The 13,159-nt window shown below is 66.8% G+C and carries 12 protein-coding genes; 9 read left to right on the top strand and 3 right to left on the bottom strand.

Translation table 11 applies throughout. The features are described from left to right. Nucleotides 1-321: 321 nt before the first annotated feature. The 3 genes from AACH06_RS28925 (at nucleotide 322) to AACH06_RS28915 (ending at nucleotide 2,441) form a co-directional block, all read left to right on the top strand. Nucleotides 322-846, top strand: coding sequence for a hypothetical protein (locus AACH06_RS28925; RefSeq protein ID WP_341429294.1), 525 nt, complete (start codon nucleotides 322-324; stop codon nucleotides 844-846). Between the two features lie 76 nt (nucleotides 847-922). After that, entirely contained in the window at nucleotides 923-1,675 is a 753-nt protein-coding gene (gene rlmB, locus AACH06_RS28920) for a 23S rRNA (guanosine(2251)-2'-O)-methyltransferase RlmB (protein WP_341429293.1), read from the top strand. Between the two features lie 4 nt (nucleotides 1,676-1,679). Beyond that, the gene (locus tag AACH06_RS28915; RefSeq protein WP_341429292.1) at nucleotides 1,680-2,441 is read left to right on the top strand and encodes an SIR2 family NAD-dependent protein deacylase; all 762 of its coding nucleotides are present in this window, start codon (nucleotides 1,680-1,682) and stop codon (nucleotides 2,439-2,441) included. 96 nt (nucleotides 2,442-2,537) lie between these two features. Here AACH06_RS28915 and AACH06_RS28910 read toward each other — a convergent pair whose 3' ends face one another. After that, entirely contained in the window at nucleotides 2,538-3,839 is a 1,302-nt protein-coding gene (locus AACH06_RS28910) for a hypothetical protein (RefSeq protein WP_341429291.1), read from the bottom strand. A 355-nt stretch (nucleotides 3,840-4,194) separates the two neighbouring features. Between AACH06_RS28910 and AACH06_RS28905 the strand changes: the two genes are divergently transcribed. The 3 genes from AACH06_RS28905 (at nucleotide 4,195) to AACH06_RS28895 (ending at nucleotide 7,638) form a co-directional block, all read left to right on the top strand. After that, nucleotides 4,195-5,094: a hypothetical protein gene (locus tag AACH06_RS28905; RefSeq protein WP_341429290.1), complete on the top strand. Its 900-nt coding sequence runs from the start codon at nucleotides 4,195-4,197 to the stop codon at nucleotides 5,092-5,094. Between the two features lie 257 nt (nucleotides 5,095-5,351). After that, nucleotides 5,352-6,701 carry an alpha/beta hydrolase gene (locus AACH06_RS28900; RefSeq protein WP_341429289.1) on the top strand — a complete coding sequence of 450 codons (1,350 nt, stop codon included), beginning with the start codon at nucleotides 5,352-5,354 and terminating at the stop codon, nucleotides 6,699-6,701. Nucleotides 6,702-6,771: 70 nt separating this feature from the next. Beyond that, the gene (locus AACH06_RS28895) at nucleotides 6,772-7,638 is read left to right on the top strand and encodes an alpha/beta hydrolase (protein WP_341429288.1); all 867 of its coding nucleotides are present in this window, start codon (nucleotides 6,772-6,774) and stop codon (nucleotides 7,636-7,638) included. A gap of 69 nt (nucleotides 7,639-7,707) precedes the next feature. Here the strand turns inward: AACH06_RS28895 and AACH06_RS30205 are convergent, their stop codons facing one another. Together AACH06_RS30205 and AACH06_RS28885 are read right to left on the bottom strand one after the other, a co-directional pair. After that, complete coding sequence (locus AACH06_RS30205) at nucleotides 7,708-8,199, bottom strand: MmyB family transcriptional regulator (RefSeq protein WP_423222094.1); 492 nt, start codon at nucleotides 8,197-8,199, stop codon at nucleotides 7,708-7,710. Then, the gene (locus AACH06_RS28885; protein ID WP_341429286.1) at nucleotides 8,196-9,317 is read right to left on the bottom strand and encodes a TolB family protein; all 1,122 of its coding nucleotides are present in this window, start codon (nucleotides 9,315-9,317) and stop codon (nucleotides 8,196-8,198) included. Before AACH06_RS28885 ends, AACH06_RS30205 begins: the two co-directional genes overlap by 4 nt. 165 nt (nucleotides 9,318-9,482) lie before the next feature. Between AACH06_RS28885 and AACH06_RS28880 the strand changes: the two genes are divergently transcribed. From AACH06_RS28880 to AACH06_RS28870, 3 genes are all read left to right on the top strand, one after another. Beyond that, complete coding sequence (locus AACH06_RS28880) at nucleotides 9,483-11,330, top strand: VanW family protein (protein WP_341429285.1); 1,848 nt, start codon at nucleotides 9,483-9,485, stop codon at nucleotides 11,328-11,330. Nucleotides 11,331-11,472: 142 nt separating this feature from the next. Then, complete coding sequence (locus tag AACH06_RS28875; RefSeq protein ID WP_341429284.1) at nucleotides 11,473-12,558, top strand: hypothetical protein; 1,086 nt, start codon at nucleotides 11,473-11,475, stop codon at nucleotides 12,556-12,558. 32 nt (nucleotides 12,559-12,590) lie between these two features. Further along, nucleotides 12,591-13,136, top strand: coding sequence for a hypothetical protein (locus tag AACH06_RS28870; protein ID WP_341429283.1), 546 nt, complete (start codon nucleotides 12,591-12,593; stop codon nucleotides 13,134-13,136). Nucleotides 13,137-13,159 lie beyond the last annotated feature (23 nt).

Below are 13,159 nucleotides of genomic sequence, written 5' to 3'. Positions count from 1 at the left end.
AAAACGAAGCCGGGGTGCGGCCCCGGCGAGGCTTTGCAACGCCGCGGGCGGCTGGTTCTGGTGGCAACCCTTCGGGAACGGGCCGTCCAGGGCGCATGGCGGCGTTGCCCACCTTGCCCTGCATCCCTGGACACCCCGTTCGCACGGGGCTGCGTCGTGTGAACACGCCCTAGACTCGGGGCCGCGGGCCGCGGGTCGCCATCAACCGAGGAGTGAATCGTGCAGGTACGGGGAAAAGCGCGGGGGCGCCATGCGATGGTGCTGTGTGGATGGATCGTGGCCGTGGCGTGCGCACCGGTGCAAGCTCAAGATCGCGCCGGCATGACCTGGGTCAAAGGTCGTCACTTGCCCAGCCTGGGCATCGACGCCGTCGGCTGCCACGGCCCGGGCGGCTCGTGCGACCCTTACGAGGGCGACACGTCCTGCAAGGCATCGTTGCCCGTGCTGTGCCTGAAAGTGGATGGATCACCGCGGCCTAACTACCAGGTCGACCACACCGGTGGCGGCGAAGTGGATGCTTTCTACCGCGGGTGGGCGCGTGGCCACATTGCCACCACCACGCCGGTGCTCGGCACCAGCCTGGGCTCGGCCGCGAAGGCCGATGCGTTGTGTGCAGCCAGCTTCGGCCCGGGTTGGCGCATGGCCGAGTTCCACGACGGCCGGTATGTCCCCGGCATGTCCACCGACAAGTTCTACGGCAACGACCAGCACTGGCACTCTGCCAGCCCTTGGACGAGCGGCGAACCCACCCGTGGCGGATGGGCGTTCTGGGCCTATGGCAATGTGCGCGACGACACTCGCCTGTGGGTGCGCATCAACGACCAACGGGCCAATTGCTGGGATTGAGCCGCCGCGCTGGCGGGGCGGGCCGGTACAGCGGCCTGCGCCCGCCAGTGGGTGACGCCTGCGGTACGCTCGCCCCATGGCCACCCGCATTCTGTTCGGCTTCCATGCCGTGACCGTGCGCCTGAAAACGGCGCCTTCATCCATCACCGAAATCCACGTCGACAGCAGTCGGCGTGATGCCCGCATGCGCGGCTTCGTCGAGCGAGCCCGCGAGGCGGGCCTGCGCATCATCGACAGCGACGATGCGCGCTTGTCCAAACTGGCCAGCAACCCCCGCCACCAGGGCGTGGTGGCGCGCGTGGAGGCGCTGCCGCCCATCCACTCGCTCGACGAGATCCTGGAGGGGGTGGAGGCCGCCAAGGAAGACCCGCCACTGGTGCTGGCGCTCGATGGCGTGACCGATCCGCACAACCTTGGCGCCTGCCTGCGCGTGGCCGATGGGGCGGGCGTCCATGCCGTGATCGCCCCGAAAGACCACTCGGTGGGGCTGAACGCCACCGTGGCGAAGGTCGCCTCGGGCGCCGCCGAGACGGTGCCCTACCTGATGGTGACCAATCTGGCCCGCAGCCTCAACGAGATGAAAGAGCGCGGCATTCGCATCATCGGCACCAGCGACGACGCCACGCAGACGCTGTACGACGTGGACCTCAGCGGCCCGGTGGCGCTGGTGCTCGGTGCCGAGGGGCCGGGCATGCGGCAGCTCACCCGCAAGACCTGCGACGAGCTGGTGTCCATCCCCATGGCCGGCGCCGTCGAGAGCTTGAACGTGTCGGTCGCAGCCGGCGTGTGCCTGTACGAGGCTCGCCGCCAGCGCCGACGCGCGGACTGAGCCCATGTCGAGCGTGTTGACCGATCTGGCGCCGCTGCGCCAGCGGCTGGGGCGCGCCACGCACATCGCGGTATTGACCGGGGCGGGCATGTCCGCCGAGAGCGGCATCCCCACCTTCCGTGACGCGCAGTCCGGCTTCTGGGCCCAATTCGACCCGATGCAGCTCGCCAGCGAGGAAGGTTTCCGCGCCGATCCACAGCGGGTGTGGCGCTGGTATGCCGAGCGCCGGCAGGGCGTGAGGGCGGCTCAGCCCAACGCCGGCCACCTGGCACTGGGCGCCTTCGCAGGCAGCCACCCGGGGCGCTTGACGGTCATCACCCAGAACGTGGACGACCTGCACCAGCGGGCCGGCAATACCGACACCATTCGCCTGCACGGCGACATCCTGGCCGACCGTTGGCTGGACCCTTGCCCCCAGCGCGGCGGCCCGCGGCCTTGCGACACCTCGCTGGCCCTGTCTGGCGAGCCGCCACGGTGCCGCGACTGCGGCAACCCGCTGCGCCCAGGCGTGGTGTGGTTCGGTGAGAACCTGCCGGTGGACGGCCTGAAGGCCGCAGGGCGGGCCGCCCAGCAATGTGATGTGATGCTGGTGGTGGGCACCTCCGGCGCCGTCTGGCCCGCGGCCGGCCTGGCGGCCGTGGCCCGCCGAGCAGGCGGCTGGGTCGTCATCGTCAACCCGCAACCCAGCGAGATCGACAACGACGCGCACCAACTGGTGCGCGGCACCGCGGCCGAGGTGCTGCCGGCGTTGTTGGGCGGGCTTTGAGCGGGGCTGGTACAGCGAAGCTCATGGTGGGCCCGATGCAGGGGGCTGGACTTCGACCTCGGGCGGGCATGAACTGGGGCAGCCTGGCTGTTGGCGCTACTTCTTGGTCAAGGGCAAAAAGCCCGTGGGCGGTGGCGGCAATGTGCGCCGCCGCTCCCGGTGGAGTTCGGCGAATTCCTCAACGGAGTTTGGCTCTAGACCGGTGCGCGGGCGGGCGTCCTTCGGCGGGGACAGCGCGGCATCAACGCGCCGGCCCTGTTCGGGGTGGTTGGATCCGATGACCTGGTGTCCCGGCAAGAGAACGACCTCGTGTTCTCTCTCGAACTGGCTGAACTCCTCGATGTGATAGCCCTCCACCTTGGAGGCGTCCATGTGCAGGGTGCTGCCGCTCTTGTACTTGTCGTCCTTTTCCAGATCGTCTCTGGCTTCATCGGAGTAGGTGGTTGACAGGAACGATGTCGCGTCCCAGCTGCCGCCCTTCTTGATCTTTTCGACTTCTTCACCTTTACGCGAGCATCGATACAGCTTGTCACCCGTGAAGCGTCTCAGCTTGCGCAGAGACGTCTTCAACTGATTGGCGTAGCCCTGCCAGTCACCGAAATCATCGGAGCCTTCTTTGAGCCGCGCGACTCTGGCTTGGCGCGTGTACTTGTCCGCGTACCAGGAATAGCCATAGATCACGATCACATCGATCAGGTCAATGTCGGCGTAGCGCTTTCGAAGCTGATTCACCTTGGCATCAAAGACCTGGTCCACCCCCTCGGCGATCGAGTTGTCGTTGATGCCGGATTTCGCCCAATGAACGAACCCATCTCCCAGCACGCGAAGGATGAGGTCTTGCACCTCCCCGTCGCGGAGTGCCGATTCTGAGAACAAGCTCGCGGCCAATGACTGTGCGCGGGTGAGATCGGGTCGCTCGGCCTTGTCAGAACTGGGCAACTGCTTTCGCAAGCCGTTGTCGACCGACTGCTCGTTGTCGAGCCGATCGATGCCGGACATATCCACCACGAATTCGTCGGACTTGTCGAGGCGACCTGTCTGTGGATCGTAGACATACTGACGCCCTTGGCGAAGCCACCGGTTCTCTATGCTCGTCTTCCAATAGACGCCAGATTCCGCGTCGCCGTCACCGGCGTTTTCCCAATGGGCGGCGTTGGTCGGCAGAGGATCTTGGGTCACCCACTTGGCCTGGATGGGCGCCTGGGACTCGCGGCCACCCAGTGCCAGCATCTTTTGGCGTTGCGCGGCAAGGCGCGGGCTGCCGTGTGCTTTCTCGCCAGAGGGCAAAGCACCGGCGCCACCTCGGCCCTGCTCGTACGAGGATCCGGCCTCGCCATGCGCCACCGCCGCCTGATGCGGGGGCAATCGGTTCGCAGGCAGTCTTTCTGATGGCTCCATGGCAGCGCTTGTAGCTCAACCCCTCGTCCTTTATGGCAACGGGGAAATGCAGGATCGATTCGGATGTTGGAACGGGCGTATGACTCAGATTACGACAAATCGGACGTGACTTTCGTCAGAAGCATGCCGCGCATGCCGACGCTTGGATCGAATGAATTCCGGCGTGATTCCCGCAGACATTTCCGCGCAAGTGACCAATAACATAATGCGTTAGACTGACGTTTTATCCAGGAGACCGTCCATGCGTCGCCATCGTTCTGACACCGTCGTTTCCCTTTTGGCCCTTGTGTTGTGCGCCGCGTCCGTGTCTGCGGCGCCCGTCTACCGCATTGAGGCAATTCCTGCGACAGATGAGGTGTTCCCCCTTGTGGCCGACGACATCAACAACGCGGGTGTGGTCGTGGGTGATGGACAGCGCGTCAAGGCTGATGGCAGCCTTGGGGGGGCGGTGGGGTTTCGGTTCGACCCAGGTGTGGTTACCCGCCTGAAGGGCCGTACCACCCCGGTGGCGATCAATGACCATGACGAAATCGTTGGCGGCGGCACGATGTGGAACGCCAAGGGTCAACCCGGCTCGCTGGGCGTGCCGCCCACCTGCAGTGGTTGGCTCACCGCCTACGGCCTGAACAACACCGGCAAGGCGGTCGGCCAGATCACCTGCACGCCGTACCTGGCCACCGGCGGGCTGTTCGACCACGGCCAGGTGACCGACCTGGGCATGCTCAAAAACCACGACGGCGCCACCGCCCATGACATCAATGATCAAGACCAGGTCGTCGGCGTCTCGGTGAAGAGCTTCCCCAACTACGACTACATCACCCGGGCCTTTCTTTGGGAAAAGGGCCGCATGCGCGATCTGGGCACCCTGGGCGGCGACAGCAGCTCGGCCTATGCCATCAACCAGTTGGGGCACATCACCGGCAACGCCCGGGACGCCGCCGACGTCGATCTGCCCTACCTGTACGACGGCGCGCAGATGACGGCGTTGCCCGCCTGCGGCGACGGGCTCACCCAGCCCCATGACCTCAACAACCACGACCAAGTCGTCGGCGCTGATTTCGACGGCCAGCGCCATGGCCGCGCGTTCCTCATCGAAGCTGGCCGCTGCTACCACCTGCAGAAGCTGCTGGACGACACCGGTGAAGGCTGGGTACTGTTCGATGCGAAAGCCATCAACGACCAAGGCACCATCGTGGGGGCAGGGCGGCTGAATGGCGAGGACCGGGCCTTCGTGGCCACGCGCGTGGCGCCCTGACCGAACCCACGCTGCGGCGCCGCTTTTGTTCGCCCTGCCGGGGCGGTGCGCGCTGGTGTCGCCAGGCCCGGTGGGCCGGTGGAGCAGATGGGACACGTGCCCCCTCTGTTCGTCAGTAGACTGGCTGTCGATGGGCTGGGTCGCTGGGCCACGCTGCCGGGCCCTGCGCCGAGTGACCGACGCCCGCTGGCCCCGCCGGCCGTCACCGATGAGCCCTGCGGTCTTCGGCCACCCCGTTCAACTCAGCCGAAATCCATATGACGTTTCTTGCTCGCTTGCCGCACTCCAGGTCCACGCACGGCAAGCGCCGGGTGGGTCTCGTGAGGCGGCTGGCCCGACGGCTGCCGGTGCTGGTGGCGCAGGTGGTGCTGGCCATGGGGCCGTCTCAGATGCCGGCTTTCGCGCAAACCGCTTGCGGGCCCGGCGCCTATGCCGCTCCGGATGGCGACTTCGTGGTGCTTGTCGCTTCGCCCGCAGTGCCGGCGCCAGCGCTGCGATATCTGTTTCGCGATGGGCGGCGCGGCGCTACCTCAGACCCGGCCGCGCCGCTGGCCTGCGTGGCGGGAGAAGTCCGTGTGCAAGGGCGTGCGTGGCAGCGCACGGTTTTTCGCGAGACACCCGCCACCTTCCACAGTGCCGGCACCGCCATGAATGGCGTGCTGATCGAGCCAACAGGGGGCGAGAGCAAGCCGCCGCTGGTGGTGATGGTGCATGGGTCCGAGCGCACCTCACCTGTGGGCGGCGTCTACGGCTACGCCATGGCGGCGCAGGGCATCTCGGTGTTCGTGTACGACAAGCGCGGCACCGGAAAGTCCGGCGGCGAATACACACAGAACTTCGAGCTGCTGGCCACCGACGCGGCCAATGCGCTGGAGACGGCCCACCATCTGGCCGCCGGTCGCCATGGCCGCGCGGGCTTTTATGGTGGCAGCCAGGGAGGGTGGGTCGCGCCGCTGGCCGCTGCGCGCACCCAGGCCGATTTCGTGGCCATCGGCTTCGGGCTGGTCGCCTCGCCCATCGAAGAAGACCGCGAGCAGATGGTGTCCGAGGTGCGCTCGGCCGGTGGGGGCGCGGAAGCAGAAGCGTTGGTGAACCGCTTGTCACAGGTCACCGCCAAGTTGCTGCTGTCAGGCTTCCGGCAGGGTTACGACGAGCTCGACGCAGTGCGGCGCGAGATGGCCGGCACCTCGTGGGCGGCCAAGATCGAAGGCGAACACAGTGGCGCCATCGCCCGCATGCCGAACAATGAACTCAGGCGCATCGGCCGAGCGCGATTCGACAACCTCGAATTAATCTGGGACCACGACGCGGTCCAGCCGCTGCGCCAGTTGAGATCCCCCTTGCTTTGGGTGCTGGCCGGCGAAGACCGCGAAGCACCGATCGAGACCACGCGCAACGCGCTGCTGGCGCTGGCCCAAGAAGGCAAGCCCGTCGATCTCTACCTGTTCCCCGACACCGACCACGGCATGGTGGAGTTCACCACGCATTCCGACGGATCGCGCAGCCCCACGCGAATCACAGACGGCTACCTGAAGCTGATTGGCGACTGGATCAAAGGGGGTGTCAGCGGCCCGTATGGGCGAGGTGAGAAGCTGACCTCGCATTGATGAAGGCTTCGCGTCATTGCCTGCCCGTGGCTCTTGGGGTGGCGGGCTCATCTTGTTGAACGAGACGTCCATGAGAAGACCGGTGCGCGTCGTCGGGCTGCTGATGTTGGCGGCGCTCTGGATCGGCTACCTGTCGATCGGCCACTTTTTGTCCAAGCCCGCAACGCGGCTGGTTGGCCCGGCGCCGCTCGTGCTGTCCGCCAAGGACATCGAGTTCGCGAGCGACCAGGGAGATCGAGTGTCTGGCTGGCTTGCTGCGGGCCGCCCTGGCAGCGGAGTCGTACTGCTGTTGCACGGCGTGCGCTCGAACCGATTGCAAATGGTCCCTCGTGCCACGTTCCTGCACGAGGCGGGTTACGGCGTCATGCTCATTGACCTTCCAGCACACGGTGAGAGCGGCGGCTCCCGGATCACCTTCGGCGCCAATGAGTCTTCAGCTGTCACGGCTGCCATACGGTTTCTGCGGCAGCACTTTCCCGACGAGAAGATTGGCGTCATCGGTGTTTCTCTCGGCGCGGCTTCGACGGTGCTGTCAAAGCCCGCTGGCAGTGTGAGTGCCGTCGTGCTGGAATCGATGTACCCCACGATTCAAGAGGCTGTTGCCGATCGCATGGAGATCCGGCTGGGCGCCGCGGGGCGCTTCATCGCACCTGCTCTGTTGTGGCAGCTTCCGATCTACGCTGGCACCGACGCCGACTCTTTGCAGCCCGAACGTGCCATGGCCAGCCTCTCTGCCCCAGTCGTCATCGCATCGGGTGATCGGGATCTGCACACCCACTGGTCTGAAACGGAACGCCTGTTCGCGAGTGCGGCAGATCCGAAAGAGCTTTGGAAGGTGCGGGGAGCGGCCCACGTCGATCTGTACGACTTCACGCCATCTGAATACCAGCGCAGGGTTCTGGCATTCCTTGGCAAGCACCTCCACAACGAACACTGAGTCGCCGTTCGCTCCAGCCTGTTCCCGCGTCCCGATGAGGGCCAAGGCTTGGGCGCACGCTCCAGGCCATCACAGGAGGGATCGGATGCGCCGTGCGTCCTCGGCAGTCGTTGGGTTGTAGACCACCAGACTCAGGTCGCGACGACCGTCGATTGACAGCCCCGAGTACTCCAGCGAGATCGCGCCCAGCTTCGGGTGCTGGAGGTGCTTCACACCGGGCGATGCCCGGCCAGTCATGCTGTGCCGCGCGCGCTTGGGGGTTGCAGAAGACCTGTGGCAGCGACGCAGCCCAGGCGTACGGCGGCGTCCGACGGCGAAACCACAGGCGGCCGGATCGAGGCGATGGCGCCTGCATCTGAGGTAGGCGCAGTCCGAGGCTGACCTTCGAGTGTTTTTTGAGGCACCCGCGGGTGGCGGTGCCCGTCGATGCAAACGAGCGCCAGTTGGCGCGCAGTGTGACCTGGTCGGATCGACGATGGAGTCTGCCCGCCGTCCTCTTCGGTCAAGTGCTTTGTTGCCGATGAGGCTGGCACAGCGCCCATCGAGGCGCTCGGTTTTCACCAGCCGAAGAGCAAGTCATTGTCGTGTTCCGAGCTCAGCAAGCGCGCGACCCGCCCGGTGGCCGGCTCGACGACGAGGGTTTCCATGCCGGGCTTCCGGTAGACCAGGTGCTCGCCATCAATCCAGCCGATGAGGGCGATGGCATAGCCTTCGCACCGGTCGTATGGAGCCGTATCGGCTTGGCGAACACGACCCGCTGGGTCGGTGAATTCCAGCACCGCGCTGCCGTGGTGCTCGATCACTTTCACCTTCCAGGCTCCGCTGGGCGAGGTGGGCGCCACAGCGCCACCTTGGCCTTGCAGCAGCCGCTGCTCAAAGGCGGGCACGACAGCGTCGTTCAAGCGCCACTCATTGCGGCCATGCCCGGCGTGCTGGCCTTCAGCCCATCGTCCCTCCATGGGTTCGGCGTTGGGTGCGCCGAGCGTCCAGCTTCGGTACTCACGGGGTCGCGCAGCGCCGTCACGAAAGTCTCTGGTCATCAGCAACAGTCGAGCGCCGTCGGCCGACCATTCGGGGAGGGTCCAGGCAGAAGCGGCTGGTGCCTCCGCGGGGATGCCCAGGCGCCAAGGTCTCAGTGTTTCCGTGTCGAAGACGTAGGTGCTCGCGGCGCTGCTGTCGGGCCATCGGCTGTCGTAGTTCGCGGCGATGGCGAGGTAGCGCCCATCCGGGGAAATCGCGGGTATGGAGCCACCCCACGCGGGGTGTTCCAGCACCAGGCGATCCTGGTCGGTCTGCAGGTCGTAAAGCCAGTACTGCGTGCTTTGCTTGCCCGCCGTCACACCGCTGTAGCTCAACCACCTTCCGTCTGCCGACCGTACCGCGCTGGGCGACATCGCGAAGCCGTGATCCGACAGCAAGGTGTCTTCTCCGGTCACGAGGTTGCGGCGAACCAGACGGCCCCCACCCACGAACAGGATCATCGGCTGCTGGATGTGAAGCTCCTTCAGCGGAACCTGGTGACCGCTGGCGGAACCCGATCCGCAGGCTCCTGCGCCTGTCTGAGCCTGGATCATGCAAGTGCCCATGGCCACAGCGATCGCCGCGAGCAGGCCACCGAGGACGAGCCGGCGGTGCGTGTTGCTGCGATCGGGTGAGGGGGCGTGGTCGGAGCCGGACATTCGTTGAGATGCAGATGGCGTGGTGAGCCCGAGGCTGGTGGCAAACAGCCCCGCGGCCCATGGACTTTCGGTTCTGGGGGGTGACGGTTTCCTGCGCTCGCTTCGGCCCGAGAATCGGCTTCGTTTCTGTTTTCAGGCTGGCTGGAGTCGGGCTCTGGCTTTTTCATGGTGCCCCCAGGCGACAGCTCCGCAGACCATCATCTTGCCACCCGTGCGCCGTGGAGCGAGCCCACTCGGCTGGGCGCGGCGTGGCACAGCCTGAAGGTGGCGGGCCACATCGTGTTGCGCGCGTTGCGCAACCTGGCGTCAGGGCCGAGGCGCCTGGCGCCGCAAGCCAGCTTGTTGGATGCGCCGGTGATCGCCGAGCATCGCTCGGCATTGTGGGTCGATGGTCGGGCTGACGAGTTCATCCTGCGGTGCGGCAAGGTGCAGAACCTGCGTGTGGCGGTGCGTGCGTTCGACGGTGTGGTGGTGGCGCCCGGCCAGGTGCTGAGCTTCTGGGCCCAGGTGGGGTGGCCATCACGCCTGCGAGGTTTTGCGGTGGGCCGTGAGGTCGTCAATGGATGCGTCGTGCCCACGGTGGGCGGCGGGTTGTGCCAGCTCTCCAATGCGTTGGCGGCGTTGGCCACGTCGATCGGCGCCCAGTTGGTCGAGCGGCATCGCCACAGTGCGCTGATCGAGCAGCAGCGGCCGCTGGTTGAAGATGCGACGGTCGCGTGGAACTATGTCGACTTGCGCATCGTCGCCCGCTTTGCGTTTCGCATCGAAGCTGAGTTGACGGCCGATGAATTGGTGCTGCGTGCGAGGGCGCTGCAAGCGGTGCCGCCGCTGGTGCCGCCACTGGTGCCGCCACCGGTGCCGCTTTTGGCGCCTCGTCGTGCCCTGCCGCCGGTGAGAGACGATCGCCCCGTGGCGCGTGGATGCCTGACCTGCGACCAATCGAGTTGTTTCCGCCACCGGCCGGCACCCCAGCCGAAGGCCGGCCGCATCGCCGTGCTGCTGAATGATCGCTCCCCGGAGTTGGCGCGATGGCTGGAAGGCTATGGTGCCGATGCAGCGGCCCGGGCGGATTGGATGGTGCCGTGGGTGCGTCCGGGTTTGCGTGCGCGGGCCTGGGTGGCGCCTGCTGCGGCACGGGTGCACACCGCGCGCTGGCCGAGCTGGCGGCGGATGGTGCGACAGCGCCTGCACACTGGCGGTGAAGGAGGCCGCCGGCAAGCTTTGCGTCTTCAGGCGGCCGCTGATCTGGCACGCCACTGCGCGCGACGGTTGAGCGCCGAGCACACGGAGCTGGTGGTGGCGCAAGAGCTGCTGGTGCCGCTGTGGCGCCTTGGCGTGCTGGGTGGGCGCGTCTTCGATGTCCATGCGCCCGAGTTGCCGGCTGCCGAGATTCAACGGCGCCTGGATGCGGCCGCCTTGGCACGGCCCGACGCATCCAGCCTGGCGGATTTCCGTGTGGACGTCGCCTGGCAGGATGATGAGTGGCGTGCCCTGAAGCGCGCTCGCCGAATCCTGACGGCTCATCACGACGTGTTCCGCGTGCTTCAGGCCGCGGGCCTGCCCGCCGAGTTGCTGCCGTGGGACGAGCCGCAGTCGGAGCGCATCCGCACCTCGACCCCGCCTCGTCGACTGCGCCTGACCTTGGCCGGCAGTGCGCTGGCCCGAAAGGGCGCCCACGAGGTGGCCGCGGTGGCGAGGGCGCTTGGTGCGCAGGTCGATATCTTGGGCTCGCCGCCGGCCGATGCCGCCGTTTGGCAATCTGTCGATTGGGCTGCGGTGGGTTACGCCGGCGACTGGTTGTCGGCGTCTGATGTCGTGCTGCTGCCGGCATTTGTCGAGCATCAGCCCCGTGCGTTGCTGCGGGCGCTGGCCGCCGGGGTGCCGGTGGTCGCTTCGCCGGCATGCGGGCTGTGCCACCGGCCGGGCCTCACGTTGGTGGAGCCGGGTGACAGCGCATCGTTGCTGGCAGCGGTTCAAGCGGCTGTGCACGGCCGGCCACGGGTGAACGATTGAGCCGCGGCAGATGAGGTGGCGCGTGCATCCTCAATAGGGGGGACGGGCCACCCGCCCTTCAGATGACAGGGCAAGAGGCGGGGCGTACAAGGGCGAAGCGCCGCACCGGCGTTGCCCCCGCCCACTACGCCATGGCCCCCTCATGACCGCTCAACCTGCCCCGCACCGCACCCGAAGGCGTGCGATCGTTGTGCCGCCGATTTGCCTTCTGATCGCGAGCTGCGTGACGATCACCGAGCCGCCCAAGAGCGGGAATGTGGTCAGCCCGGTGGTGGCCAAGGTGAAGGTGGGCACCGCATGCGGCACGCCGTTTCGCGCGACGTTGGATGGCGCGGATGTCACCGCGCAGTTTTCTCCCACCGCGCCCTCGTCGGCTGTCACCCAGGCCAACTTTCCGGGCTTGGCGAGCGGGCCGCATACGCTCACCGCGAGTGCCGAGGTCCAACATTGGTTCTTGGTGAGCTATTGCGCCAACGCCAGCGACACCACCACGTTCAATGTGAATGGCGACACGCCCTACATGGCCGAATGTCGCACCCAAGGCGTGCCCATTCCGCCCGACTGGGCTGAAACCGGAACGGCCTGGGTCAACCAGGGCAACCTGAACACGGCGGGCGGCGGTACCAACCTGCTGCAAGGCGCCACCGATGCCCACGTGTGGACCTACACCGACCCCCATGTGCGAGGCGCGTGCATCGCCTTGCCCAGGGGAAGCGGCGCCCCGGGCAGCCTGGCCGGCATCATCTGCCAGAGCGCCACCACCGGCCGGGCCTGCTTCTGGGACAACCAGCTGAAGTCCGACCCGACGCACATCCTGGGTTGGAGTGGAAAGAAGCTGGTGATCTCCGAGTTGGTGGACGGCACGGATTTCGCCGCTGGCGGGAATGTCGGCGGCCCCTGCGCCAGTTGCCATCGAGGCGACAACGTGTTCTTGATCTCGCCGGACGATCCTGCCTGGGCCAAAGTGCTGCGTGGGCCGCTGACTGGCGGCCCGAGTGGCGGCCAGTTCACCACCCGGGTGGACAGTGGCCGCTACACACCCTTGCCCGTGGCTGCGGGCTGGACCAACCCGGTCACGGGCGGGGCCAACTGCGGGGCTGGTTGCCACGAGCTGCCACCCGCCAACATCCGAGGCATGCGCGATGCCATCAACGCCATGACCCCGCCCAACCGCATGCCCATGCCGCCCGCCTGCAACTCAGGCGCCGGCTGCTACGGCGCGCCATGAGGCGTCAGGCCCGCATTCAGGAGGACGACGTCATGCGCGATAGAACAACGGTCGGTGGCGCGGCGGCCCTGTGGCTGATGGCTCTGCTTGGTTGGTCGAGTGTGGGCCTGGCGCAAGGGCCGGCGCCATCCTCGGATCCTTCCCCGGATCCCATCGCCTTCATCGGGCACGGTGTGATGTTCGACGAATCGAACAGGCCCATCGAGGTGACCCCGGAGTTCATCGAGAAGGCCCAGGCCCACTACATCCAAAGCCTGTCCGCGCGGCTGCCGCCAGCGCAGGCGAAGCGGTTCGACGCCGAGCGTTCACGCTATGCCGAGATTCACCGGCGAGTCGCAGCGAGCGGGCAGGCCGCCGATCGGCAAGACTCCCTCGTCATCAACGCGGCGTTGATCGACTGGCTGATCCGTGCGGCCCCGCGGGACGACGCCGGTGCACTGCAGGGGAAGAACAACCTCATCAAGGCCAGGCTTCGCTACCGGCTCGTGGCCCCCGAGATCGGGGCGCTCTATGCAGCGCCGCAGGAGCTGATGGCGTTGTTGAAGTACCAGGCGCCGGGCACCCGTCAGCCAGAGTGAGCAGCGGTCGCTCGGGCGCGCGG

The sequence above is a fragment of the Ideonella lacteola genome (assembly GCF_038066555.1).
Classification (GTDB): Bacteria; Pseudomonadota; Gammaproteobacteria; order Burkholderiales; family Burkholderiaceae_C; genus Ideonella; species Ideonella lacteola.
Note: the sequence above shows the minus strand (reverse complement) of the source record. Positions and strands in the feature narration are given on the sequence as shown.

Bases quoted from the DNA above. Each gene is read 5' to 3' on its own strand.
- rlmB (WP_341429293.1), top strand. From the start codon at position 923: ATGGCCACCCGCATTCTGTTCGGCTTCCATGCCGTGACCGTGCGCCTG.
- AACH06_RS28870 (WP_341429283.1), top strand. From the start codon at position 12,591: ATGCGCGATAGAACAACGGTCGGTGGCGCGGCGGCCCTGTGGCTGATG.
- AACH06_RS28880 (WP_341429285.1), top strand. From the start codon at position 9,483: ATGGTGCCCCCAGGCGACAGCTCCGCAGACCATCATCTTGCCACCCGT.
- AACH06_RS28900 (WP_341429289.1), top strand. From the start codon at position 5,352: ATGACGTTTCTTGCTCGCTTGCCGCACTCCAGGTCCACGCACGGCAAG.
- AACH06_RS28915 (WP_341429292.1), top strand. From the start codon at position 1,680: ATGTCGAGCGTGTTGACCGATCTGGCGCCGCTGCGCCAGCGGCTGGGG.
- AACH06_RS28910 (WP_341429291.1), bottom strand. From the start codon at position 3,839: ATGGAGCCATCAGAAAGACTGCCTGCGAACCGATTGCCCCCGCATCAG.
- AACH06_RS28895 (WP_341429288.1), top strand. From the start codon at position 6,772: ATGAGAAGACCGGTGCGCGTCGTCGGGCTGCTGATGTTGGCGGCGCTC.
- AACH06_RS28925 (WP_341429294.1), top strand. From the start codon at position 322: ATGACCTGGGTCAAAGGTCGTCACTTGCCCAGCCTGGGCATCGACGCC.
- AACH06_RS28885 (WP_341429286.1), bottom strand. From the start codon at position 9,317: ATGTCCGGCTCCGACCACGCCCCCTCACCCGATCGCAGCAACACGCAC.
- AACH06_RS28875 (WP_341429284.1), top strand. From the start codon at position 11,473: ATGACCGCTCAACCTGCCCCGCACCGCACCCGAAGGCGTGCGATCGTT.